This window comes from Streptomyces sp. NPDC030820, from assembly GCF_055572075.1.
Genome location: NZ_JBVIEB010000021.1, coordinates 105327 through 129097, shown reverse-complemented (window position 1 = coordinate 129097; position 23771 = coordinate 105327). Strand labels below are relative to the sequence as shown.

At 73.7% G+C, this 23771-nt stretch carries 19 protein-coding genes; 8 read left to right on the top strand and 11 right to left on the bottom strand.

What is annotated here, in order from left to right; genetic code table 11:
- Window positions 1–206 precede the first annotated feature (206 nt).
- Window positions 207–2582 carry a malto-oligosyltrehalose synthase gene (gene treY / locus ACZ418_RS38915; protein WP_468372532.1) on the top strand — a complete coding sequence of 792 codons (2376 nt, stop codon included), beginning with the start codon at window positions 207–209 and terminating at the stop codon, window positions 2580–2582.
- 27 nt (window positions 2583–2609) lie between these two features.
- On the opposite strand, the gene ACZ418_RS38910 is transcribed toward treY, so the two are convergent.
- Window positions 2610–3512, bottom strand: a complete 903-nt coding sequence (locus ACZ418_RS38910; RefSeq protein WP_468372530.1) for a LysR family transcriptional regulator — start codon at window positions 3510–3512, stop codon at window positions 2610–2612.
- A gap of 96 nt (window positions 3513–3608) precedes the next feature.
- Between ACZ418_RS38910 and ACZ418_RS38905 the strand changes: the two genes are divergently transcribed.
- Together ACZ418_RS38905 and ACZ418_RS38900 are read left to right on the top strand one after the other, a co-directional pair.
- Window positions 3609–5159: an FAD-dependent oxidoreductase gene (locus tag ACZ418_RS38905; RefSeq protein WP_468372527.1), complete on the top strand. Its 1551-nt coding sequence runs from the start codon at window positions 3609–3611 to the stop codon at window positions 5157–5159.
- A gap of 138 nt (window positions 5160–5297) precedes the next feature.
- Window positions 5298–6548: a M14 family zinc carboxypeptidase gene (locus tag ACZ418_RS38900; RefSeq protein ID WP_468372524.1), complete on the top strand. Its 1251-nt coding sequence runs from the start codon at window positions 5298–5300 to the stop codon at window positions 6546–6548.
- 36 nt (window positions 6549–6584) lie between these two features.
- Here ACZ418_RS38900 and ACZ418_RS38895 read toward each other — a convergent pair whose 3' ends face one another.
- Window positions 6585–7016 (bottom strand): SSI family serine proteinase inhibitor, encoded by a 432-nt coding sequence (locus ACZ418_RS38895; protein ID WP_468372522.1) that lies wholly within the window; start codon window positions 7014–7016, stop codon window positions 6585–6587.
- Window positions 7017–7108: 92 nt separating this feature from the next.
- Window positions 7109–7660, bottom strand: a complete 552-nt coding sequence (locus ACZ418_RS38890) for an FHA domain-containing protein (RefSeq protein WP_468372520.1) — start codon at window positions 7658–7660, stop codon at window positions 7109–7111.
- Between the two features lie 191 nt (window positions 7661–7851).
- Here ACZ418_RS38890 and treZ point away from each other — a divergent pair, with 191 nt between their 5' ends.
- Complete coding sequence (gene treZ, locus ACZ418_RS38885) at window positions 7852–9597, top strand: malto-oligosyltrehalose trehalohydrolase (protein ID WP_468372518.1); 1746 nt, start codon at window positions 7852–7854, stop codon at window positions 9595–9597.
- 221 nt (window positions 9598–9818) lie between these two features.
- Here the strand turns inward: treZ and ACZ418_RS38880 are convergent, their stop codons facing one another.
- From ACZ418_RS38880 to cyc2, 5 genes are all read right to left on the bottom strand, one after another.
- The gene (locus ACZ418_RS38880; RefSeq protein ID WP_468372516.1) at window positions 9819–10751 is read right to left on the bottom strand and encodes a phosphotransferase family protein; all 933 of its coding nucleotides are present in this window, start codon (window positions 10749–10751) and stop codon (window positions 9819–9821) included.
- Window positions 10752–10815: 64 nt separating this feature from the next.
- On the bottom strand, window positions 10816–11943 hold the full coding sequence (locus tag ACZ418_RS38875; RefSeq protein ID WP_468372513.1) for an aminopeptidase P family protein: 1128 nt from the start codon (window positions 11941–11943) through the stop codon (window positions 10816–10818).
- A 256-nt stretch (window positions 11944–12199) separates the two neighbouring features.
- Window positions 12200–12781, bottom strand: coding sequence for a PDZ domain-containing protein (locus tag ACZ418_RS38870; RefSeq protein WP_468372510.1), 582 nt, complete (start codon window positions 12779–12781; stop codon window positions 12200–12202).
- 159 nt (window positions 12782–12940) lie between these two features.
- A complete protein-coding gene (locus ACZ418_RS38865) occupies window positions 12941–13714 on the bottom strand; it encodes a LysR substrate-binding domain-containing protein (RefSeq protein WP_468372546.1) in 774 nt (257 codons plus the stop codon).
- Between the two features lie 483 nt (window positions 13715–14197).
- The gene (gene cyc2, locus ACZ418_RS38860; protein ID WP_468372508.1) at window positions 14198–16360 is read right to left on the bottom strand and encodes a germacradienol/geosmin synthase Cyc2; all 2163 of its coding nucleotides are present in this window, start codon (window positions 16358–16360) and stop codon (window positions 14198–14200) included.
- 179 nt (window positions 16361–16539) lie between these two features.
- Between cyc2 and ACZ418_RS38855 the strand changes: the two genes are divergently transcribed.
- Together ACZ418_RS38855 and ACZ418_RS38850 are read left to right on the top strand one after the other, a co-directional pair.
- On the top strand, window positions 16540–17412 hold the full coding sequence (locus tag ACZ418_RS38855; protein ID WP_468372505.1) for an alpha/beta fold hydrolase: 873 nt from the start codon (window positions 16540–16542) through the stop codon (window positions 17410–17412).
- Window positions 17409–18671 (top strand): cytochrome P450, encoded by a 1263-nt coding sequence (locus ACZ418_RS38850; RefSeq protein WP_468372502.1) that lies wholly within the window; start codon window positions 17409–17411, stop codon window positions 18669–18671. The genes ACZ418_RS38855 and ACZ418_RS38850 overlap by 4 nt, the downstream gene beginning before the upstream one ends.
- Here ACZ418_RS38850 and ACZ418_RS38845 read toward each other — a convergent pair.
- Together ACZ418_RS38845 and ACZ418_RS38840 are read right to left on the bottom strand one after the other, a co-directional pair.
- Complete coding sequence (locus tag ACZ418_RS38845; RefSeq protein WP_468372500.1) at window positions 18664–19854, bottom strand: damage-control phosphatase ARMT1 family protein; 1191 nt, start codon at window positions 19852–19854, stop codon at window positions 18664–18666. The two genes, ACZ418_RS38850 and ACZ418_RS38845, sit on opposite strands and share 8 nt — an antisense overlap.
- A 22-nt stretch (window positions 19855–19876) precedes the next feature.
- Complete coding sequence (locus tag ACZ418_RS38840) at window positions 19877–20524, bottom strand: ScbR family autoregulator-binding transcription factor (RefSeq protein WP_468372497.1); 648 nt, start codon at window positions 20522–20524, stop codon at window positions 19877–19879.
- 431 nt (window positions 20525–20955) lie between these two features.
- Between ACZ418_RS38840 and ACZ418_RS38835 the strand changes: the two genes are divergently transcribed.
- On the top strand, window positions 20956–21771 hold the full coding sequence (locus ACZ418_RS38835; protein WP_468372495.1) for a lytic polysaccharide monooxygenase: 816 nt from the start codon (window positions 20956–20958) through the stop codon (window positions 21769–21771).
- Between the two features lie 30 nt (window positions 21772–21801).
- Here the strand turns inward: ACZ418_RS38835 and ACZ418_RS38830 are convergent, their stop codons facing one another.
- Window positions 21802–22455: a Tat pathway signal sequence domain protein gene (locus ACZ418_RS38830; RefSeq protein ID WP_468372492.1), complete on the bottom strand. Its 654-nt coding sequence runs from the start codon at window positions 22453–22455 to the stop codon at window positions 21802–21804.
- 590 nt (window positions 22456–23045) lie between these two features.
- Between ACZ418_RS38830 and ACZ418_RS38825 the strand changes: the two genes are divergently transcribed.
- Entirely contained in the window at window positions 23046–23768 is a 723-nt protein-coding gene (locus ACZ418_RS38825; protein ID WP_468372490.1) for a DUF6230 family protein, read from the top strand.
- Window positions 23769–23771 lie beyond the last annotated feature (3 nt).

Here is a 23771-nt window from a genome sequence, read left to right as displayed (position 1 = left end):
AGATGACCCAGCGGGACTGGGACTCGTCACGGGCGTCCGCCCTGACGGTGTTCCTGAACGGCAACGCGATCTCCGAGCCCGGCCCGCGCGGGGAGGCCGTTCTCGTCGCACAGGCCGGAAGGGGGCGAGTAGGCCGGAAGGGGCGAGCATGAGTCCGTTCGGGGGGCGATGACACGAAAGGCGGCGGGCTGGGTACGTACGTTTCCATGACTTCTGCGCGACTCGGACCGGAGGTGCCCACCGCCACCTACCGGCTGCAGCTCCAGCCCGCGTTCCCGTTCGCCGCCGCCGCGGCGGCCGTTCCGTACCTGGCGTCGCTCGGCGTCTCGCACCTGCATCTGTCTCCCGTCCTGGAGGCCGTGCCCGGCTCGCTGCACGGCTACGACGTGGTGGACCACGCGCGCGTGCGCGAGGAACTGGGCGGTGAGGAGGGTCTGCGGTCGCTGGCGCGGACCGCGCGGGAGCACGGTCTGGGCCTGGTGGCCGACATCGTGCCGAACCACATGGCCATGGCGCCCCGGCACAACCACGCCCTGTGGGAGGTGCTGCGCGAGGGACCCGAATCGCCGTACGCCCGGTGGTTCGACATCGACTGGGAGGCGCAGGACGGGCGGCTGCTGCTGCCGGTGCTCGGCGGTCCGGTCGGCTCGCAGCTGGAGCACCTCGTGGTGGACGGCGACGTGCTGCGCTACCACGAGCACGCCTTCCCGCTCCGCGAGGGCAGCCACGGCCTGCCGCTGCCGGAGCTGCTGGACGCCCAGTGGTACCGCCCGGTGTGGTGGCGGCTGGCCCGCACCGAGCTGAACTACCGGCGGTTCTTCAGCATCTCCGAGCTGATCGGGCTGCGCGTGGAGGACCCGGAGGTGTTCGACGCCACCCACGCCAAGATCCTCCAGCTGCTGCGCGAGGGCGTGATCGACGGGCTGCGCATCGACCACCCCGACGGGCTCGCCGACCCCGACGACTATCTCGCGCGGCTGCACGAGGCGACCGGCGGGCGCTGGACGGTGGTGGAGAAGATCCTCGCCGACGGCGAACGGCTCCCGGCCTCCTGGCCCGTCGCGGGCACCACCGGCTACGACGCCCTGCGCCAGGTCGACGGCCTGTTCACCGACCAGACGGGGGCGTACGAACTACTGGGCCGCTACCGGGCGTTCGCCGCGCCGCAGACGGACCGGGGCGGCAACTGGGAGGCGACGGCGCGGCGGGCCGCCTACAAGGTGCTCACGCACGAGCTGGCCGCCGAGGCCGACCGGCTCACCCGGGTGGCCACCCGGCTGTGCGCGTCCTCGCCGGACCTCGGTCTGCGCGACCGGGCTCCCTGGGCGCTGCGCACGGCCGTGGAGGAGCTGCTGGTGCGGATGCGGGTGTACCGGCCGTACGCCTCCGGTGACGCGGCCGCCGTCGTCACCGAGGAGGCCGCCGAGGAGGCCCGGCTCGCGTTCGTGGTGCCCGAGGAGGCGGAGGCCGTCGGCATCGTGCGCCGGCTGCTCGTCGAGTCCCCCGGTGATCCTTCGGCGCCGGACCACGCCGACCGGGTGGAGTTCCGCACCCGGTTCGCGCAGACCGCGTCGGCGCTGCGCGCCAAGTCGGTGGAGGACACGGCGTTCTACCGCTACGTGCCGCTGCTGTCGGCGACCGAGGTGGGCGGCGATCCGGGCCGGCCCGGGGTGTCCCCGGAGGACTTCCACGCGTACTGCGCGCGTGTGCAGCGCGACTGGCCGGGCACCGGCACGGCGGTCTCCACGCACGACACCAAGCGGAGCGCCGACGTGCGCGCCGCGCTGGCCGTGCTCACCGAGTGCCCGGACCGCTGGGCGGAGTTGCTGGCCGAGGTGAACCGGCCCGAGGAGGGCGCGGGTGTGCCGGACGGGCAACTGGCCTGGGCGGCCTGGCAGACGGTGTTCGGGCTGGGGCCGGCCGAGGAGGAGCGGGTGCAGCAGGCACTGCTGAAGCATGTGCGCGAGGCGGGCATGTACACCAGCTGGACGGAGCAGGAGCCGCCGTACGAGGAGGCGGTGGCCTCGTTCGTCGCGGCGGGGCCGTGTGGGCCGCCAGGTGAGCGGGTGGCGGCCTTCCGCAAGGCGCTGGAGCCGCACATCCGGGCCAACGTGCTCGGCACCGCCCTGGTCCATCTGACGATGCCCGGGGTGCCGGACGTGTACCAGGGCACGGAGGGCGAGTACCGGGCGCTGGTGGACCCTGACAACCGGCGTCCGGTGGCGTTCCCGCCCGAGGCGCCCGGTGAGAAGGACGCGCTGACGGCGGCGGCGCTGCGGCTGCGGGCCCGCCGTCCCGGCGCGTTCGGCGCGGCGGCCTCGTACGATCCGCTGACCGCCGAGGGCCCGGCGGCCGGGCACTGTGTGGCGTTCGCGCGCTCCGGTGAGGTCGTCACGGCGGTGACCCGGCTGTCGCTGCGGCTCGCGGAGGCGGGCCGCTGGCGGGAGACCCGGCTGGCACTGCCGCCCGGGCGGTGGGCGGATGTGCTGGCCCCGGAGCGGGAGTTCACCGGCGACGCGCGCGTGGCGGACCTGTTCGACCGGTTGCCGGTGGCACTGCTGGAGCGGGTCGCCGAGGGGTGAGCGGCAGGGCGGAACGCCTGAGGGGCCTCAGCGGACCGGAGCGGCTCCCGGGGCGGGCCAGGTGGTGCGCAGGAGGTCCGTGAAGGCCTCGGCGGCGCCGGTGGGCGGCACGCGCGCGTAGACGGTCAGGGGGCGCTTCCAGGCCGGATCGGGGCTGAGGATCACGCAGTCCTCGCCCACGGCCCCGCGCACGACGTCGGCGGACGCGGCGCAGACGCCGACCCCGGCGGCGGCCATCCGTACGGCCGTCGAGGTGTGCTCGGTCCACACCGCGGTCCGTGGCCGGAACCCCGCCTTCCCGCAGGCCCAGTCGAGGAAGCGCTCGCCGTGGACGACGGGTTCCAGCGCGCAGCGGACCCAGGCGCGGTCGGCGAGCTCGGGCAGCGTCACCGTCGTACGACCCGCGAGCCGGTCGTCGAACGGGACCACCAGGACGAGCTCCTCCTCCCCGACGGGTACGACGGTGCCCGGCGGGTCGGCGGGCTCCGGGCCGAAGGCGAGGTCGGCGGTGCCGCGCTGGACGGCCTCCTCCAGCGCCTCGGCGGTGGCGTACTCGTGGAGGCGCAGCAGGACCCGAGGATGGTCCTTGCGCCAGCGGGCGAAGACATCGGGCAGGACGCCGACGGCGAGGGAGTGCAGGGTGGCGACGTGCAGTTCGCCGCCCTCGGCGCCGGCGGTGGCGCGGGCCGCGCGGCGGGCCTGCGCGGCGCTGCGGACGGCGAGTTCGGCGTGCGGCAGGAAGGCCCGCCCCATCGGGGTGAGGCGCACACCGCGGGCCATGCGCTCCAGCAGGGCGCCGCCGACCGACTTCTCCAGGGCCTTGATCTGGTGCGAGAGGGCGGGCTGCGTGACGTGCAGGGCCTCCGCCGCGCGGGTGAAGGACGCCTCGTGGACGACCGTCACGAAGTACTCCATCTGCCGCAGGCTCAACTCCGCGTCCTCCCCCGCTCCGCATAAGCATCCTGCATGGCTTCCACAAGAACATTGCCTTGGACTCATGGCAAGGGGCGGGCGGAGGGTGGGGGCATGAGCACACGGGGCATGAGCACACCGGCCGCGAACACAGCGGACGTCATCGTCATCGGCGGCGGCACGGGCGGTTACAGCACCGCCCTGCGCGCCGCCGCCCTCGGTCTTGACGTCGTCCTCGTCGAACGCGACAAGGTCGGCGGAACCTGTCTGCACCGGGGCTGCATCCCGAGCAAGGCGATGCTGCACGCCGCCGAACTGGTCGACGGCATCACCGAGGCACGCGAGCGGTGGGGCGTGAAGGCCACGCTGGACTCGGTCGACTGGGCGGCGCTGGTGGCCACGCGGGACGACATCGTGGCGCGCAACCACAAGGGGGTCGAGGCGCATCTGGCGCACGCCGGCGTGCGGGTGGTGCGGGGCAGCGCACGGCTGACGGGGGCGCGCATGGTGCGTGTGGAGGGCGTGCGCACTGATTCGGCGCCGGGCGCGCTGAATGCGCATGCGCGGGGCGCACACGCCTCTGTCACCCGCCCGCTCACCGATCCCACGCCGGGCGGGCAGCCGCAATCCGCGCCGGGCGTTCACGACTTCATCGCACGCCGGGGGATCGTGCTCGCGACCGGCTCGCGACCGCGCACGCTCGCGGGGCTCCCACCGGACGGGCGGCGGGTGGTGACCAGCGACGACGCGCTGTTCGCGCCCGGGCTGCCGGAGTCCGTCCTGGTGCTGGGCGGGGGCGCGATCGGCGTGGAGTACGCCTCCTTCCATCGGTCGATGGGCGCGGAGGTCACCCTGGTCGAGGCCGCGGAACGGATCGTTCCGCTGGAGGACGCCGAGGTGAGCCGGCATCTGACGCGCGGGCTGAAGAAGCGCGGGATCGACGTACAGGCGGGCGCTCGGCTGCTGGACGCGGAGGTGCTGGAGAACGGCGTTCACGCGCGCGTGCGCACCGCGCGGGGCGAGACACGCACAGTGGAGGCGGAGCGGCTGCTGGTGGCCGTCGGCCGGGTGCCGGTCACCGAGGGCCTGGACCTGGCGGCGGCCGGGCTCTCCACGGACGAGCGGGGGTTCGTCGTACCGGCGGACTGGAACCGGCTGGAGACGGCCGTGCCGGGCATCCATGTCGTCGGGGACCTGCTGCCGCCGCCCTCGCCGGGCCTCGCCCACGCCTCGTTCGCGGAGGGCCTGCTGGTCGCCGAGACCCTGGCGGGCCTGCCGTCGGCCGCGGTGGACTACGCGGCCGTGCCCCGGGTGACGTACTCCGCGCCGCAGACCGCCTCGGTGGGGCTCAGCGAGACGGAGGCACGCGCGCGTGGGCGTGCGGTCGAGGTGAACACGATGCCGCTGACCGCGGTGGCCAAGGGCATGGTGCACGGCCGGGGCGGCATGGTGAAGGTCGTCACCGAGGCCGGCGGCGGGCAGGTGCTCGGCGTGCACCTGGTCGGCCCGAACGTGTCGGAGATGATCGCCGAGAGCCAGCTGGTCGTCGGCTGGGACGCCGAGGCCGCGGACGTGGCCCGGTATGTGCACGCGCACCCGACGCTGTCCGAGGCGGTGGGCGAGGTGTTCCTGACGCTCGCGGGACGCGGCCTGCACCAGCAGTGAACGCACGGCACGCACCGCGCCGGCCGCGCCCCCGGGATTCCGTCCGGGCGCCCCCGGTAGCCTCCCCCGCCGAATACTTGACAGTTCACCCTTCCCGTGCGGGACTTGGAGGGCGAAGCCGGGCGGAACAAGTCGGGGGTGAGTCTTCTGCCGGAGCTGCGCTACCCCAGCGTTCCCGAACTGATCGCCTCCGCGAAGGCGTTGGCCGCTCAGGAACCCGGGCTGTGCTCGCTCAGGCGGGTGGGCGTCTCGCGCGCGGGAAGACCCCTGCACCTGCTGTCGGTGGGGCACGCCCGGCGGGCGGTGCTGGTGGTCGCCGGCGCCCACGCCAACGAGCCGACCGGGGGTTCCACCCTGCGGGTGCTGGCGGAACGCGTACTGGCCGAGCGCGAGTTGCGGGCCGACACGTCCTGGCACTTCCTGCTGTGCGCCGATCCGGACGGCGCGAGCCTGCATGTGACGCCGGCGCCGCGCAGCCTGCTCGACTACCACCTCGGCTTCTACCGGCCGACAGGTGCCGAGCAGCCGGAGTGGTCGCCGTCCGTGCTGCCCCCGGACCGACTGCCGCCCGAGACCCGGACGCTGACCGGGGTGATCGACGAGCTGCGGCCCTACCTCCAGGTGACCCTGCACGGCACCGATCTCGGTGGCAGCTGGGTGCAGCTGACCAAGGACGTGCCGGGGCTCGCGGAGCCGTTCGCCAAGTCGGCCGCGCAGCTGCACATCCCGGTGGAGACGGGCGCCTCGGACGCCGCCGGCTGGCCGGCCTCCGGCCCCGGGGTGCATGTCATGCCCGGCCCGGAGACGGGCGTCGCCTACCCGAGCATGCCGGACGACGCCCGGCACAGCACCTGGTACCACGCACACCGGTACGGCGGTCTGACGGCCGTGGTGGAGGTGCCGATGTGGGCGAGCGACCTGGTGGACGATCCGGCGCCGCACCCGGCTCCGGCGGCGGCGATGCGGCGCCTGGCGCAGCGGCTGCTGCGGGACTCGCTGGAGGTGGAGCGGATCCTCGCCGAGGCGCTGCCCCGCCTGGACGGCGCGGACGGCCCGCTGCTGCGGGCGGCGCGCTGGGCGCTGGAGCTGATTCCGGGCCTGGCCGAGGACTGGATCCACACCGCGCCGGCCGGTACGACGATGGCGCACGTCGGCAGTGTGGACGCCTTCGGGCGGCGGCTGCCGCTGCGCGCGGCGGCGATGCTGCTGCGGGTGCTGCGGGAGACGGACGACCGGGCGGCACCGCGGCTGGAACAGCTCGTCGCCGACTGGTGCGACGCCTTCGCGGCGCGCTTCCGGGCCCGCTGGGTGCCCTTGGAGCATCAGGTGGAGCACCAGTCCCGGACGGTGCTGGTGGCGGCGCAGCAGGCCCGGGAGCGGGCGGTGTGAGCCGGCTGGGCCCCCGCCGCACCACTCGATCGACGGTCAGCCGTCCAGGGCGAACACCGCGCCGGTCCGCGCGTTCATGACGCACGTGTTGGCGTACGTCTGCCGGAACTGGACCGGCCGGCCGTGCCACCGGCCGCGAGCGCGGGCGGTCACCGGGGCATAGATCATCGGGCAGAAGACGCGCTTGGGCGGGATGCGGCCGATGTCTCCGTCGGCGGCGGCGAGTTCGGCGCAGGCGTCGGCCGCGCGCGGGTGGCCCAGGGGCAGATCGCACAGCAATAGGGTGCCCCGGGCGTCTCTCGAACCCGCCTCACCCTTGGTGACGGTGAGGTAGAGCCAGTTGCCGGGGAGGAGGTCGCGGGACGCCGCGTGGGCCGGGGCCGCGGCGAGGAGCCCGGCGGCTGCCAGCAGGGCGCCGACCGCCGCTGTCGCTCTGGTGATGTACGTCATGCCCTCTTGCATCGGCATGCCGGCCCGCGTTCCCCAGCCCGGCTCACCCGATCGGGACAGCACGCGCGCGTACTGGGAGCACCCGTTCGAACGGGACCGGCCCTCGCCGCTCAGCTCGCGGCGAGCCGGAACGCCATCCTGCCGAAGGCGACCTGGTCGCCCTCGCTGACGACGGCCGCGCCGATCACCCGGCGGCCGTTGACGGTGGTGCCGTTGGTGGAGCCGAGGTCCCTGAGGACCCACATGCCGCCCTGCCGGCTGAGCTCGGCGTGTACGCGGGAGACGGTGTCGTGGTTCAGGCGCAGCCCGTTGGCCGGGTCGCGGCCGATGCGCAGCGGATGGGTGTGCGCCGGATGCGGCAGGAGCAGCTTGGGCAGCCGCTCGGCCTGCCAGGCCCGGCGCAGCCGTACGGTGAAGCCGGAGACGGCCTCGACGGTGCCGAGGACCGCGCGGGAGAACCGGTTCTCCCGGGGCAGGTCGGCGACGAGGGCGGCCAGTTCGTCGGCACGGCGGGCGGCCAGCGCCAGCTCCATGCGGCGCACGAACGTGTCGTGCGAGAGCCGGCCCTTGGCGACGCCGTCACGCAGCACCTGCAGCGCCTCGTCGCGCTCCGCGTCGGACAGCCGCGCGGGGTACGTGGAGAACTCGAAGGACGACGTCACGCAGGTGATTGTCGGGCAGTGGACCCCGGGTGTCCAGAAAACGGGGAATCGACGCCGATCTGCGGGTACTTCCACGACACCCACCGGGTAAGGACGGAGGCGAAGGCGGATTGATCGTCCCGGCGGGCACGATGGGGGCGCGGGACATCACGGTGGGCAGGCGAGACATCGCAGACGAAGGGGAACCGTCCGTGCAGTTCGAGGTGTGGGCACCGCAGGCAGACCGAGTGACGCTCCAGTGCGAGGGCGGCACGCGCGCGTTGGCGCGCGATCCCGAGCGCGCGGGCTGGTGGACGGGGGAGGCGGAGGCCGGGGACGGCGCCCGGTACGGCTTCGCGCTGGACGACGGCCCCGTGCGGCCCGACCCGCGCTCACGCCGCCAGCCTGACGGACCCGACGGGCTGAGCGCGGTCGTGGACCACGGGCGCCACGGGTGGCGCACCGAGTGGGCGGGGCGGGGCCTGCCGGGTGCCGTGCTGTACGAGATGCACGTGGGCACGTACACCGAGGAGGGCACCCTGGACGCGGCGGCGGCCCGGCTGGAGCACCTGGTGGAACTGGGGGTCACCCATGTGCAGTTGCTGCCGGTGTGTCCGTTCCCGGGGCGGCACGGCTGGGGCTACGAGGGGGTGTCGCCGTGGGCGGTGCACGAGCCGTACGGCGGCCCGGAGGCGCTGAAACGGTTCGTGGACCGGGCGCACGCACTCGGCCTGGGCGTCGTGCTGGACGTCGTGCACAACCACTTGGGGCCGTCCGGGAACCATCTGCCGCTCTTCGGGCCGTACTTCACCGACGCGCACCACACGCCGTGGGGCTCGGCGGTGAACCTGGACGGGCCCGGCTCGGACGAGGTGCGCGCGTTCTTCGTCGGCAGCGCGCTGGCCTGGCTGCGGGACTACCGGATCGACGGGCTGCGGCTGGACGCGGTGCACGCACTGTACGACACGCGTGCGTGCCACTTCCTGGAGGAGCTGTCGACGGCCGTGGACGCTCTGGCCGAGGAACTGGGCCGGCCGCTGTTCCTGATCGCCGAGTCGGACCAGAACGACCCGCGGCTCATCACCTCGCGCGCGGAGCACGGTCTGGGGCTGCACGCGCAGTGGAACGACGACTTCCACCACGCGCTGCACACCGCGCTGACCGGTGAGTCGCAGGGTTACTACGCGGACTTCGCGCACGCCCCGTTCGCCGCGCTCGCCAAGACGCTCACCGGTGGCTACTTCCACGACGGCACGTACTCCAGCTTCCGCGGCCGGCACCACGGCCGGCCGCTGGACCGCGCGCGGGTGGCCGGGCACCGGCTGCTCGGCTACAGCCAGACCCACGACCAGGTCGGCAACCGCGCGCAGGGCGACCGGCTCTCCGCCCGCCTCTCCCCCGGTCTGCTGGCCTGCGCGGCGACGCTGACGCTGACCTCGCCGTTCACGCCGATGCTGTTCATGGGCGAGGAGTGGGCGGCGGGCACGCCCTGGCAGTTCTTCACCGACCACACCGATCCGGAGCTGGCCGAGGCGGTACGGCGCGGCCGGCGGCGGGAGTTCGCGGCGCACGGCTGGGCGGAGGAGGACGTACCGGACCCGCAGGACCCGGCGACCCGCGAGCGGTCCTGCCTGGACTGGTCGGAACCGGAACGCGAGCCCCACGCGCGTGTGCTCGACTGGTACCGCCGGCTGATCGCCCTCCGGCACGAGCAGCCGGATCTCACCGACCCGGACCTGGCCGACACGAAGGTGGCGTACGACGAGCACGCCCGCTGGCTGGCCTTCCGGCGCGGTGACGTACGGGTGGTGGTGAACCTGGGCAAGGCCCCGGCGGCGATCCCGCTGGGCACCCGCCCCGCGGTGGTCCTGGCGGCGTGGGAGCCGGTGGAGCTTCCGGGACCGGACGGGTTGCTCCAGGTGCCCGGGGAGTCGTGCGTGGTGCTGGCGCAGCCCTGAACCGGGCCCGGTGGCCGGGGCGGCGGGGGTGTCGTCGGCGCCGGGCCGGGGCCGGCTGCGGGCTCGCGGTGTGCCGGGCCGCGCTCCCTGGGGCACCCAGCGGGCGCCCGTCGGTGCCTCCGCACCCGGCCGTGCCGTCCCGCGGTCTACGGCTCGCAGCGACGGCGGCACGCCGCCCGGCCGTCCCGTCGGGCGGCCGGTGCACGCCCGCGCTCGGCGGTCTACGGCTCCGACTCGTCCTCCTTGAAGTCCGACAACCGCTCCAGCAGGATCGGCTCCCACGCGCGCCGCAGCTGGGTCCGGAGCAGCGCCGGGGAACCGCCCGCGCGGCCTTCCAGTTGGTCGGTGAGGTGGATGACGGTGTCGCAGCGGGCGAGCCACAGGCCGCGCAGGCAGGGGCGGGCGCCGTAGCCGGCGAGGGTGGCGGCGCGGACGGCCGCCGGGGAGCCGACGGCGACGGCCAGGCCGGCGATGTCCTCGGCGGGGTCGCCCAGGGCCGCCCGGGTCCAGTCCAGGATGCCGCGCACCCGCCCGTCGGCGCTGACCACCACGTGCTCGCCGGTCAGACCGTGGTGGGTGAGGACGGCGGTGCCGGGCTGCGCGGCGAGCTGGGCCGCACCGGGCGGGGTCAGCTGGAGCATCCGGGCGGCGTCGAACTCGTCGGCGGCGCCGAGCCGTTCGGCCGCGTGCACGGCCATACGGCGCAGCGCCTCCAGGGAGCGCGGGGCGGTGCGCGGCACACCGAGCGCCTCGGCCTGCCGTGCGGGCACCGCACGCAGCCCGGTGAGCAGCCCGGCGAGGTCGGCCTCGCCGACGGCGGAGACGTCGTGCTCGTCCGCGGTGCCGCCGGGCACCTTGGTGTCCAGGGTGTAGGCGAGGCCGGGCGCCCAGTCGCCGTGCGCGACGCTGGTGGGGACGGCGACGGGCATGTGCGGCCGGAGCAGCTCGCGCAGGCGCAGTTCCCGGCGGCGCAGCACCGAGGCCTCGCGGTCGGGGGCGAGGCGCAGCACATGGCGGGTGCCGACCCACCAGGTGTACACACGGCCCTCCGCCACGGGCCGCACCTCGGGGCCCGCGGTGTCGCCGCCCTCCTTGAGCAGCGAACGGACCAGTTTACGGACGGTGTCCGCAGTGGGTGTCGGTGCCTGGGTCATGGGTCGCGCGTCGCCGTTCCTGGATGTCGTCGAGAGTGTGTCTCCTGGGTCGCTCAGTGGTCTCTCAGTCCACTATGACCAGATCGCGCGTGGTGTTGTTGAGGCGGCGGCCGCCGTCCTCGGTCACCGTGACGATGTCCTCGATGCGCACCCCGAAGCGGCCGGGCAGGTAGATGCCGGGCTCGACGGAGAAGCACATTCCGGGCACGAGGGGCTGTTGCTCGCCCTCGATCATGTACGGCGGCTCGTGCGTGGTGACGCCGATGCCGTGCCCGGTGCGGTGGATGAAGTACTCGCCGTACCCGGCGTCGGTGATCACCGCGCGGGCGGCGCGGTCGACGTCCTGGCAGGCCGTCCCGGGCCGTACGGCCTGATAGCCCGCCTCCTGGGCCTCGCGCACGATGTCGTGCACCCGGCGCTCCTCCTCGGTGGGCTCGCCCACATGGACGGTACGGGTGGTGTCGGAGCCGTAGCCGTCCTTCAGGCCGCCGAAGTCCAGGACGACCATGTCGCCGCGCCGGATGACGCGGTCGCCGACCTCGTGGTGCGGGTTGGCGCCGTTGGGGCCGGAGCCGACGATGGTGAAGTCGACCTGGGAGTGGCCGAAGCGGCGCAGCAGGCCGGCGAGGTCCTGGCCGACGTCGGACTCGCGGCGGCCGGCGAAGGGAACTTTGCGGATCTCCTCGAACGTTGCATCGGCAGCCGCTCCGGCGGCGGCGAGGAGTTCCAGTTCCGCGTCGTCCTTGACGGCGCGCAGCATGGGGAGGGCGTCGGTGAGAGAGGCGTAGGAGGTGTCCGGCAGGGCCCGCTGGAGGCCCAGCAGGTGCATGGCCCAGGTGTTGTCGCTGATGCCGAACCGGCCGTGGCCGTCGAGGAGGGCGGCGGTGACGGCGTAGGGGTCCTTGCCGTCGGTCCAGTCGCGCAGGGTGAGCGCGGACGCGCCGGTCGCGTGCTCGGCGTCGGGGGCCTCCAGGGTCGGCACCACGAGCACGGGGTCCTGACCGGGGGTGAGGACCAGCACGGTGAGCCGTTCGGTGACGGCGGTGGGCGTGTAGCCGGTGAGCCAGACCATGTCCGGTCCCGGTGCCACGAGCAGTCCCGCGAGGCCGGCGTCGGCCGCGGAGCGCGCGGCACGCTCCATGCGGGCCCTGTAGTCGGCGGCGGTGAAGAGCGCGGGCGTGCTACCGGTCATCCGGGCCTCCGGGCGGGTGGGGAAACGGGCGACGGCGTCTCGGGCAGCATCCTGCCCGGCCGGACAGGGTCACGCGAGCCGATCGCCGGTGCTCCCCGCAGGGCGCGGTCGGCTCGGAAGGGACTCGGCATGGGGCCATCATGGCGCGCGGGGCGGATGGTGACCAGCGGGTTTCCCGGGGTGACCGAGAGGTCGTGAGGCGGGGGCCCGCGCCGGCCCCGCCGAAGTGCCGTGGGGCGGGGCCGCGCCGGTCCGCTCAGGTCGCCACGCCCGGTACGACCGTCAACTGCTGGTAGGCCCCTCCGCTGTGACGCACGGTGAGGAGCACCTGCTGCCCGGGGTGGGCCTGGGCGACGGCCCGGGCGAGGTCGGCGGCGGTGTCCACGCGGGCGGAACCGAACTGCAGCAGCACGTCCCCGCGGACCAGGCCGGCCGCATAGCCGGGGCCGGGCACATGCACGCCCACGACCAGCGCGCCCGCCTTCTCGGCGTCGACGACCTCCACGCCCAGGGTCGCCCCGGTCGCGGCGGCCGGGCCGGGGCTCGGGGTGGCGGCGGCGGTGGGGGCGGTGGGCATGCCCCTGGCCGGGGGTGCGCTCGGCGGGGCCTGGCGTTGCAGTTCGGCGAGCCTGCTCATACCGATCACCGTGGCGCCGACCGTGCCCATGCCGACGCCGGACAGCACCAGCAGGATGCCGATGCACAGGACGAACAGCAGGGTCCGCACCCGCCGTCCGCGCCGTGGCGCGGCGTGCGGGTGGTGGGTCGGGCCGGTGGTGCCGCCCTCCCGTGGGTCCTGACCGGGCATCGGCTTGGGACGCAACGCAGTCTGTTCCATGGTTCGCTCGCCTCCGGCTGATGCTCTACCCGGGGCGCGGGGCTGCGACGAGACACGAACGGGTGAGACTGGCCGGAGCGTGGCGGAGGGTAGCCATAGCCCCCGGGACGGGCGTCGGGGCGCGCCCGGACGCCGGGGTCCACGGGCGCGGTGAGGTGATCACACCGCTCCCACCAGCCTCTGCACCACCTCCCGCGCCGCTCCTCCGGGACTCCCGCCGTGGACGAGTTCCGTGCGGTGGACGACCCGGGGCGCGGTGAGCGGGACGGCGACCGCGCCGGGTACGGCGGTGGCGGCCGAGCGGGGCAGCAGGGCGAGGCCGTGTCCTGCGGCCGCGAGGGCGGTGAGGGTACGCAGGTCGGTGCCCTCGTAGCGCAAGGCGGAGCGGAACGCGCGGCCGCCGGTCGCGGCGCGCAGCTGGTCGAGCGGGAGGGCGGCGCCGGGCGCGTCGAGCCAGAGGGCGTCGGCGAGGTCGTCGAGGCGCAGGCCGGCCCGTGCGGCGAGGGGGTGGCCGGCGGGCAGCAGGACGCTCACGGGTTCCTCGGCGAGGCCGTGCGTGGTCAGCGGTGCCACGTCCGGCAGGCGCAGCGGATCACTGGGTGCGGCGAGCCCGTCGACGAGGCCGAGGTCGGCGGTGCCGGTGGCGACGGCGGGCGGGATCTCCGCGCGGGTGAGGACGCGCAGGGTGACGCCGGCCGGCGGGAGGGCGGCGAGGACGCCGGCGCCGAGTGCGGTCGGAGTGGTGGCGAGGGTCAGGCCCCGCTGGGGTGCGGCGGCCATGCGGAGGATGTCGGCGCGGGCCGCGTCCAGCCGCAGCAGCAGCGGGCTCGCGTGCTCCAGCAGCCGCTCTCCCGCCGCGGTGGGCGCGACCGGCCGCCGGGGCGGGTCGTCGAACTGCCCGGCCACCCCTTCTTCCTGGCGTCCCTGTTCCAGCCGGAGCTGTCGGGCGACGGCTCGCGTCCGCACCCGATGATCCGGGCCCTGGCGCGAGCCGCGGTCGGCCACGCGGTGTCCGGGCTCGCCCGGCCGGCCTGACAACCGCCGCCCCTCGCCCCACCGCGCCTCGACCCGGCGCACGGCGGCCGACCGTTCTCGAACCGCCGGGCTGCCGGGTCGCCGGGCCCGGATCTCCGGGCCCTCCGGGCCGCCCGGTCATCGAAATGTCAGCCGTCAGGCCACCGAGCCGACGTGCCACCCGAGCCGTCGGGGCGCCCGACCAGCCGACGGTACGCCCTCTGACCACCGGCCCTCGGACAGCCCGGCGCGCCCGTAAGTCGCAGGCCGCCGCCGCGGCTCAGCCCGTGTGGCCCTCCCCATGTCCGCCGTGTGCGCCGCCGTGGTCGAACTTCGGGGCTGGACAAGGCCGGCGGGAAGGTGGTCGAGCGGCCCGGCGAGGTCGGCTGACGAGCTGCGAGGTCAGCTGACGAGGTGGACGGGCGGCGCCGGGGCCCGGTCGGGCCGGAAGCGGTGTGAGCGGCGGCTCAGCCACTCGGCCTTGTAGCGGTCCACGGTCCGGTGCCAGTTCAGGATTCCGGCCATCCAGTTCTGCAGGTCGAGGACATAGCCGTCCGTGGCGGCCCGGCCCGCCGCCGAGAGCTGGAAGTCGTCGTAGAGCGCGGGCAGTTCATGCTCCACGACGTGCTCGAACTGCTGCATGCGCTGGGTCGTCAGATCGTGTACGACCCGGAGGGCGGCCGGGTGGTCGACGCCGAAGAAGTTCTGCACCACCAGGACGGAGTTGTGGATCTCGCCCTCGAACTCGATCTCCTTCTGGTACGAGAAGATGTCGTTGAGCAGACAGGCGTAGTCGATGGCGGCGTTCTCCAGGGAGCGGACCGGGCCGCTGCGGTACACCTCCGGCGGGACGGCGGTGCCGTGGCCCATGCGGCACAGGCTCAGGGTGAGGTCGGAGCCGAAGGTGGCGCGCCGCATCTCCAGATAGTCGACCGGGTCGGGGACGCGGTTCTGCAGCTGGTTGGACAGCTCCCACACCCAGCTCTCGGTCATCGTGTCCACGGCGGCCTTCAGGGTGCGTCGCCGGCCGGCGGTCATGCCGGCCGTCGTCCGCGCCCACAGGTCGGTCAGCCCCCGCTCCATCGCGTCGGCCGGGACGAGAGCCGGTTCGCCCTCGACGGGCATGCACTGCGACAGCCGGGCCGTGGTCAGCCGGGCGGCGGCGAGGTCCCGGCGGTGGCCGTGGACCAGCGGGTAGTAGTCGTCGCCGTAGGTCCCCCAGGCGAGCCACTGGGCGCTGAGGTCGAGCGCCTCGGGGGTGGCGTCCGGATCCAGGCCGGCGGAGCACAGGGCGAGATCGTAGGCGGCGAGTTTGTCCTCGTCCCAGACGCCCTCCTCCAGGATGCCCATGCGGTGCGACCAGTCCACGAGGCCCAGGCGCGCGTCGTCGAGGTGGGGGCTCAGTTCGAGCCGGTAGGGCATCCGGAACTCGGGCAGGATCGACGGGCCGACCTTCTGGTACGGCAGGTGGGTGTAGGCGCGCAGGCGTTCCTGCGCGGCCGCGGCGAGGAGCGCGCCGACGTCGGCGGCCGAGACGCCGGGGCCGCTCGGCAGCTGCCAGGGCGAGCCGGGCCGTGCTCCCTTGTTCATGTAGCGGCTGGAGCGCATGTGCCATTCGTGGCCGCCGGACTGCCAGTCCTGCAGTCCCTTGGTGTACGCGGCGACCGCGGCGACCTGCTCCGGGGTGAGGCCCTTCTCCACCGCCAGGGCGGGGACCTCGGTGAGCGCGGTGTGCTCGAACTGGTGCAGGCGTGAGGTGAGGATGTCGTTGACGGTCTCGGCGGCCTCCTGGGTCGTACAGCCGAAGAAGGTCTCCAGCACCAGCACGCCGTTGCTGTTCTCGCCCTCGTCCTCGACCTCGCGCTGGTAGGAGAACAGGTCGTTGCGCAGGTGGACGGCGTCGGAGAACGTCTCCATGAGGACCCGCAGCGGCCGGGTGCCGGCGACGGCGTCGGGCACCTCGGCGGTCGCGTACTCCACGAGCCCGGCCGACCAGGGGGCGCCGCCCACCTTGCGGCGCATCTCGATGTACTCGACGGGGTTGGCGATCCGCCCCTCGTCGATGTTCGACAGCTCCCACATCGACTCGTTGAGCAGATGCTCGGTGGCCACGGAGAAGCGGCGGCGCCAGTCCACGGACATCGACGGCACCGTACGCGCCCACAGGTCCTGCAGCCCCGCCTCGACGGGATTCTCCGGCTCCGGCACGGGGGTCGCCAGGTCGAGCGGCATGAACAGGGGCAGGCGGTCCAGGTGGGCCTTTCCGGCCGAGCGGTCGGGGGTGCGCTTGTACATGTCGAGGAAGTGGTCGTCGAAGAAGAACACCCACACGTACCAGTCGGTGATCAGCGAGAGAGCGGGTCCGTCGCAGTCGGGGTGGGTGTAGGCGCACAGGAGTCCGTAGTCGTGCGCCTCCAGGTCGGCCTGCTCCCAGATCCCGGACCCTTCCAGCATGCCCATCTCGCGTGCCCACTCCGTCGAGTGGGCACGTGCCTCGTCGAGGTGCGGGTTGAGCCGCGCGGGATACGGCATGTAGAAGTGCGGGAGTTCGAACGGCTGCGTCATGGCCGGGGCCCTACCCGCGGCCTCCCACGCCCATCCGACGTGCGGGACATGATCACACCATCGCGTGAACCGCCGGGGAACAGGGGAACTTCCGGGCTCGGACGAGCACCGTCGCGGGGCCCCGCGTATGCCCCGTCCGCACCCTTGCCGTGCCCTCGCCGGCGGGCCACGGTAGGCGCATGACCTCCTTTGTGCTGCCCCATGAGGTGCACGGCGACGGCGCCCACAAGGTGTTCGCCGTGCACGGCTGGTTCGCCGACCGGTCCGCCTATGCCGCCGTCCTGCCGGACCTCGACCGCACCTGCTTCACCTATGCGCTGGTCGACCTGCGCGGTTACGGCGAGGCCCGGGACGCGGCGGGCGCGTACACGACGGCCGAGGCGGCCGGGGACCTGGTGGCGCTGGCCGACCGGCTGGGCTGGGAGCGGTTCTCGGTGATCGGGCACTCGATGGGCGGCGCGGTGGCACAGCGGCTGGCGGCGACGGTCCCGGACCGGCTGCGCCGGATGGTCGGCGTCTCCCCGGTGCCGGCCTCGGGGGTGCCGCTGGCCGACGGGCAGGGCGCGCTGTTCGCGGACGCCGCGCACAAGCCGGAGAACCGGCGCGCGATCCTCGACTTCACCACCGGGGGCCGGCGGCCCGCCGCCTGGCTGGACCGGATGGTCGCCCGCTCGCTGGAGCGCAGCGAGGCGAAGGCCTTCCGGGCCTGGCTGGACTCGTGGGCGGGCGAGGACTTCCACGCCGACGTCGAGGGCAGCGAGGTTCCCGCGCTCGCCGTGGCCGGGGAGCTGGACCCCGCCCTGTCGCCGCAGGTGATGCGGCAGACCTGGATGTCCTGGTACCCGCGTGCCGAGCTCGTGACACTGCCGTTCGCCGGGCACTACGCGATGGACGAGGCCCCGCTGGATCTGATCCGCGTGGTCGAGGACTTCCTGCGCGCGGACGCCGAGAACCCGGCGGCCGCCGAAAACCCCGCGGCTGCCGAAAACCCGGCGGCCGCCATGAACTCGGCGGCCGCCGTGCCCACTGCCGACGCGAGCGAGCCGGCGTGAGCGTGCGCGAGACCCGGCCGGTGCCCGACGTGTTCGACCCGCGCCGGTACGCCGTCGGTGTGCCGCACGAGGACTACCGGCTGCTGCGCGACCGTCATCCGGTCGTCTGGCAGGAGGAGCCGGAGGTGCTGGGCTGGCCGGCCGGGCCGGGCTTCTGGGCGGTGACCCGGCACGCGGACGTCGTCCGGGTGCTGAAGGACGCCACGGCGTACTCCTCTCATCTCGGCGCGACCCAGATCCGCGACCCGGATCCGCAGGATCTGCCGTTCATCCGGCGCATGATGCTCAATCAGGACCCGCCGCGGCACGGGCGGTTGCGGCGGCTGGTGAGCCGGGCGTTCACGCATGGCCGGATCGACCGGTTCGCGGCCGCCGCCCGGGAGCGGGCGCGCACCCTGCTCGCCGGGGCGCTTCGGCAGGCGCGGGAAGGGGACGGCACGGTCGATCTGGTGGCCGCCGTCACCGACGAGTACGCCCTGCTCAACCTGGCGGATCTGCTGGGTGTGCCGGAGAGCGACCGGCGTCTGCTGCTGCACTGGACGCAGCGGGTCATCGGCTACCAGGACCCGGACGAGGCCGGTCCCCCGGTGCTGGACGAGGCGGGAAAGCCGGTCAATCCGCGGTCCCCGGCGATGCTGAAGGACATGTTCGCCTATGCGCGGCAGCTGGCCGCCCACAAGCGGGACCATCCGGCGGACGACGTCATGACAACCCTCGCCCACGACTCCGAACTCGCCGACGGCGAGCTGGAGATGTTCTTCTTCCTGCTCACCGTCGCGGGCAACGACACCGTGCGCAGCGCGGCCCCCGGTGGACTGCTGGCGCTGGCGCAGCACCCGGAGGCCTACGCGTCGTTGCGCGCGGGCAAGACGGAACTCGTCACCGCGGTCGAGGAGTTGCTGCGCTGGCATCCGCCCGTGCTGACCTTCCGCCGCACCGCCGCGCGGGACACGGAACTCGCGGGGCAGCGGATCCGGGCCGGGGACAAGGTCGTGGTCTTCCACGCCTCGGCCAACCGGGACGAGCGGGTCTTCACCGATCCGGCCCGGCTCGATCTCGCCCGCTCCCCCAACCCGCACGTGTCCTTCGGTGACGGCCCGCACGTCTGCCTCGGCGCCCACTTCGCACGGCTGCAACTGCGGCTGCTGCACGAGGAGGTGCTGCGGGTGCTTCCCGAGCCGCGGCTCGCGGCACCGGCCGGGCGGCTCGTCTCGAACTTCATCAACGGCATCAAGTCACTGCCGCTGCAGGTCACTTGAGGTCGGCGCCGGACACCTGGATCAGCGCGTGCGTGCCGCTGGTGCGCCAGCGCCCGTCCTCGGCCGCCACCAGCGCGGCCTCGGTCGCCGCGGACAGGCCGGTGATCACGTCCGACTTCAGGGTGCGCAGTGCGGCGACCGGGCCGGGGAAGTAACGGGACGCCTCCTGGAAGGGCGTGGTCGGCGGCCAGAGCCGGTCGCCCACCAGACGCCGGTAGTTGAGGTCGCCCTTGAAGACGGTCAGCGTGGCCGCGGCGAACTCGGCGCGCAGGTCGTCCGGCATCTCCGTATACGGCAGCGGGGCGCAGGAGAAGGGGTGGGCGCGCACGGTGAGGCGGCCGTCGGCCATGGCCGACCAGAGCACGCGCGCGTACTCGGCGGCCGCGCCGGACGCGGCGCGCAGCCGGTGCAGCGCGTCGACGACGTCGGCGGTGGTGGCGTCGGAGACGTAGTACGGGTACGGCTTGACGTGCAGCACCGCCCGCGCGACCCGGCCCTCGGCGAGAAGGTGGGCGAGCAGCAGCAGATCCGGGACGAGTTCGCGGCCCGCGTTGTCCGCGACCAGGACGAGCGTGGCCGCGTTGCCGGGCGGCAGCAGCGACCACAGGGCCGCGCTGTCGTCGGCGACCAGCGCGGGGGCCGGGTCCCGGGCCTCGGCGCCCTCGGCGGAGAGCCGGAAGCCGAGGTCGGCGCGGTTGCCCCACAGCGAGCCGTGCAGCAGGGCATGCGCCCGCTCCTCCTCCGGCAGGCCGGGCAGGGCGTCCAGTGCGGCCAGTTCCCCGTCCGTCTCCGGCGCGTCGAGTTCGGCTCGCTTGAACGGGCGGAAGGGGTCGATGCCCTGCCAGGCGCCGGGGCCGAACCAGCCGACGGCCTCCAGCAGCCGGCGGTAGAAGTAGCTCTCGGACCACAGCCACGGCACGTCGTACCAGGAGCTCCCGGCACAGCCGGCCAGGCCCCACTCCCGCCACCGGTCCCGGTCCGGGGCATCGGCGGGCAGCGGCTCGACCGTCCCCTCGGTGCAGCTCTTCAGCAGCTCGTCCAGCGCCCGGTGCTGCCGGGGGCCGTACGGGAAGGCGTCGCGTACCCGGCCGATGATCGCGGGGTGCCGCTCGGCCAGCACGCTGTGCGGGAACGAGCCGGGTTCGTTGCCGAGGATCACGGGTGCGAACGGGGTGGAGGGCATGTCCGTCACCGTATCGCGCGGGTCAGGCGGTTCTGATCTCCCGCTCCAGCTGCGTGGCGAGCGTGACGTAACGGGGGCGGCGGTGCACCGGCACCAGGCCCCGGATCAGGAGGTGCCACATCTCGGCGACCCGGCGCGGAAGCCGTCCTACCGGTTCGAGCGAGCGGCTGGCGACCCGGGTGCCGATGAAGAAGGAGACCAGGGAGTGCGCGACGATGCCCACGTCGAGATCGCCGTGCACATCGGACTCCCTGACGGCTCCGGTGAACTTCCGGGTGGCGAACTCCCGCCATTCGGTGAACGGGTGCCGCAGGGGCGGCCGTACGGCGACGTCGGCGGTGGCGAGGCGGAGCGCGGCGCGCGGCACCGGGTCCTCCACGGCGAGCCCGGCGATCCCGAACGTGGTGCGCATCAGGCCTTCCAGCGAGGAGTAACCGTGGCTCTCGACCTCGGCGACGAGCGCTCTCGCGGCGCCTGCGTTGAGTTCGAGGATGGCGTGGGCGAGGTCCTCCTTGGCGGCGAAGTGGAAGTACAGCGCCCCCTTGGTGACCTTCGCGTGCGCGACGATGTCGCTCAGGCTCGTGGACTCGAAGCCCTGCCGGTCGAACAGATCGGCGGCGGCCGTGATGATCGTTGCCCGGGTCTGTTCGGCGCGTAACTGCCTCGCCATCCTGGGACCCCTCCTCGCGACTCATACGAACGGGACGTGCGGTTTGTTTTTTACCCCTTGCACACGATAACTCACCGACTGGCAGCGGCAGTCCGGGTGCGGGACGGCGCCAGGACACGTGTCACCGGCGGATCCGGCATCGGACGGGCCCTCGGCGGTCCGTGAACGACGAGACCAGAAAGTTCCCCCCTTCCTTGCGCGGCTGTCCTCGGCAGCCGCGGGGCGACGGTGCCGGAGCCATGATCGCCACGATACGAGGACGACCGCCGGCTCCTCAACGGGGTCTCGGATCAGGCGCGAAACGTCCGTACCGGTCGGTGCTTTCGCGCCCCCGGACCATCTGTGCGCCGGTCCGGCTGAACACCGGGAACGCCTCCGCCGTACTGGACCGCGCAGACCCCGTTCCCGCGCCCGCCGAGGAGACATCCCGGATGACCCGGATGACCGCCCGCCCGAGCGTCATGGCGGCCGCCGCCGCGGCCCCACTGCTGCTCCTGTCGTGGGCGACGGGGTCCGCCCAGGCGCACGGGGCCCCGACGGATCCGGTCAGCCGGGTCTACGCCTGCTCCCCCGAGGGCGGCGACGCGGGCCGCTCGGCGGCCTGCCGGGCGGCGGTCGCGGCGAACGGCGCTCCCTTCACCGCGTGGGACAACCTGCGCGTGGCCGGGGTGAACGGCCGTGACCGGCAGGTGATTCCGGACGGCAGACTGTGCAGCGGCAACCTTCCGGCGTACCGGGGCCTGGATCTGGCGCGGCGGGACTGGCCGGCGACCCGGCTGACGCCCGGCGGCAGGCTGACGATGACGTACGCCTCGACGATCGCGCACACGGGCACGTTCCGGCTGTATCTGACCGAGCCCGGATACGACCCGGCGAAACCGCTGACGTGGTCCGAGCTGCCGGAGCGGCCCTTCGCACAGGTCACCGATCCACCGCTGCGCGACGGGGCATACCACATCGCCGCGACACTGCCGAAGGACCGGACGGGGCGTCAGGTTCTTTACACCATATGGCAGAACAGCAGCACGCCGGACACCTACTACTCGTGTGCCGACGTGGTCTTTCCGGAGGAGGGGGCGGGGGCGACGAAAACCGGACCCGCCGTGTCGGCAGGTCCGGCTTCCGCTGGGGACGGGCAGGCCACCGGGGACATGGGCCCCTCGGCGCCCGCGCTGGCGGGCGGCGCCGCCGCGGTGCTGGTGCTCACCGGGGGCGCCGCGCTCGCCGTTCGGCTACGGCGCCGCTGAACCCGGCACCGCCTGGGTCGAGTTGGCGGCTCAGTTGACGTAGACCGGGGTTCCGCCGTCCGTCACGGGTGCGTACTTGGCGGTGAAGTAGCCGCTGGAGAAGCACAGCGACGAACCGGAGGTCTTGGTGAACTGCTGGTTGGTGAAGCCGATGCTGTTGTCGGCGTTGTCGGCCTTCCCGGTCAGCGAGGCCGCCTGGTAGACGCAGGTGATGGAGCCCAGCAGGGTGCGCAGCTTGACCGTGGTCTGGATGGTGGAGCCGCTCGCGGGAGAGACGGTGAGGGTGCCGTCGGAGGCGACCGTGGCCGAGTAGGGCAGGTTGTCGACGGTGATGCTGGTGACGCCGAGGACGCCGGTGACGTTGCTGGTGCAGGAGCTGCTGTCGAAGGTGTGCCCGGTGACGGACTCGGTGGCCGTGCCGGGGGCGGTCGGGTTGCCCGTGACCGTGGCGGTGAACTGGGAGGACTTGCAGGTGACTCCGCTGGTGCCGGTCGCGCTGGAGTAGAGCGTGGCGGAGGTGCCGGAGGCCAGCGGCGCGGTGAGGGTGTCGCCGGTCGCGACGGCGGTGCCGCCCGCGCTGCCGGTGGTGAGGACGGCACTGCCGTCGGCGGAGGCGGGGGCGGCGACCGCGAGGGCGAGTGCCGTGGAGGTGCCGGCGAGGGCGAGCAGGGATCGGGTACGCATGCGGGTGCCTCTTTCCTGGGTGGGGTCCGGATGAGGTGGGGATGGGGGGTGGCGGTGCCGCCGGCGCCGGGCCGTGCGCCTTCTCCGTACGCGACGGTCCGGCGACGGCGGCGGTCCGGGCACCGGCCGAAGGCCCGGGGGAAGGCCTTCGGCCGGGCCGGCAGGGGGCGGCCGGCACGGCCGGGGGACGGGGCCGTGCGGTGCCGCACCGGGGTGAACGGTTTCTGTCGGCCGTGATGAGCGGTCGGCGTGAGAGGCCGGGCAACGCATCCGGTGCCGCTCGGCGGATCCGGCGCCACGGATCCGTGAAAACAGGGGAAGTTGTAGACCTGATCAACCGTCAACGTCAAGCTCCGCAAAGGCAGTTGTAGGGCATGATCGCAGCTCGGGCGCATCCGACACCCTTTTTTCACATCCGCCTTGACCCTCTGAAGTAACCGGCGGTAACTTCCTCGAAGGCTACTGCCGCGTAACGAGAAAGCCCTTGCTCCGCCGGGGTGCGAGGAGGTGTACGCGACAGTCTCTGTCCGCGCCAGGACACCGCGCCGCTGAAGCCCAACCCGCATTGATCCATGCCCATGGGAGCAGACATGGCCTCGTCCCCGGACGTCCCGTCCGTCGGCAACACCCCCGAGAACCCGGGAAACGGTTCACCCGCCGAAGCCTCCGAAACCTCCGGAGCCTTTGAAGCACCGCACGCGGCCGGGACCGCCGCCGGCGAGAGACGGGGCCGGGTCCGGGCCCGCCGGGCCGCGGTGATGGCGGTGCCCGCCACCCTCCTCGCCGCCGGTCTCGCCGTGCTCACCGCCCAGGGGGCGCTGGGCGTGCAGTTCGCGATCTCCGGCATGCCGTTCACGGTCACCGCGACCGAACTGAACGGAACCGGTTTCGAGCAGTTCGGCGGCCTCGACAGCATGGCCGACGGCAGCCCGAACGCCGGCGACACCGGCGGCCAGGAGCTGGTGGTGACCTCCGCCATCAAGAACGCCACGCTCGACCACCTGTGCCAGAGCGTCGACCTCGGCGGCACCAACCTGCTGATCACGGCGGGCGCCGGCGCGGACAAGGTGCAGGCGAGCGACCTGACCACGGACTCCACGGAGCTGTCCGGCAACGCGGCGTTCAACAACATCGAGATCGGCAACGACGCCAGCACGCTGACCAAGGCGGGCGTGAAGGGCCCGATCGGTGTGTTCAGCCAGCAGGCCGACACCGTGCACATCGCCAACCTGCGGCAGACCAACTACGCGACGACGGCCGGTGTGTTCAAGCTTCCCGGTCTCAAGCTCCGCTTCAGCGACTCGGGTTGCTGATCG

Coding starts and splice junctions, on each gene's coding strand:
- treY (WP_468372532.1), top strand. CDS start 207: ATGACTTCTGCGCGACTCGGACCGGAGGTGCCCACCGCCACCTACCGG.
- ACZ418_RS38905 (WP_468372527.1), top strand. CDS start 3,609: ATGAGCACACGGGGCATGAGCACACCGGCCGCGAACACAGCGGACGTC.
- ACZ418_RS38895 (WP_468372522.1), bottom strand. CDS start 7,016: ATGCCGATGCAAGAGGGCATGACGTACATCACCAGAGCGACAGCGGCG.
- ACZ418_RS38880 (WP_468372516.1), bottom strand. CDS start 10,751: ATGACCCAGGCACCGACACCCACTGCGGACACCGTCCGTAAACTGGTC.
- ACZ418_RS38875 (WP_468372513.1), bottom strand. CDS start 11,943: ATGACCGGTAGCACGCCCGCGCTCTTCACCGCCGCCGACTACAGGGCC.
- ACZ418_RS38870 (WP_468372510.1), bottom strand. CDS start 12,781: ATGGAACAGACTGCGTTGCGTCCCAAGCCGATGCCCGGTCAGGACCCA.
- cyc2 (WP_468372508.1), bottom strand. CDS start 16,360: ATGACGCAGCCGTTCGAACTCCCGCACTTCTACATGCCGTATCCCGCG.
- ACZ418_RS38855 (WP_468372505.1), top strand. CDS start 16,540: ATGACCTCCTTTGTGCTGCCCCATGAGGTGCACGGCGACGGCGCCCAC.
- ACZ418_RS38845 (WP_468372500.1), bottom strand. CDS start 19,854: ATGCCCTCCACCCCGTTCGCACCCGTGATCCTCGGCAACGAACCCGGC.
- ACZ418_RS38840 (WP_468372497.1), bottom strand. CDS start 20,524: ATGGCGAGGCAGTTACGCGCCGAACAGACCCGGGCAACGATCATCACG.
- ACZ418_RS38835 (WP_468372495.1), top strand. CDS start 20,956: ATGACCCGGATGACCGCCCGCCCGAGCGTCATGGCGGCCGCCGCCGCG.
- ACZ418_RS38830 (WP_468372492.1), bottom strand. CDS start 22,455: ATGCGTACCCGATCCCTGCTCGCCCTCGCCGGCACCTCCACGGCACTC.
- ACZ418_RS38825 (WP_468372490.1), top strand. CDS start 23,046: ATGGCCTCGTCCCCGGACGTCCCGTCCGTCGGCAACACCCCCGAGAAC.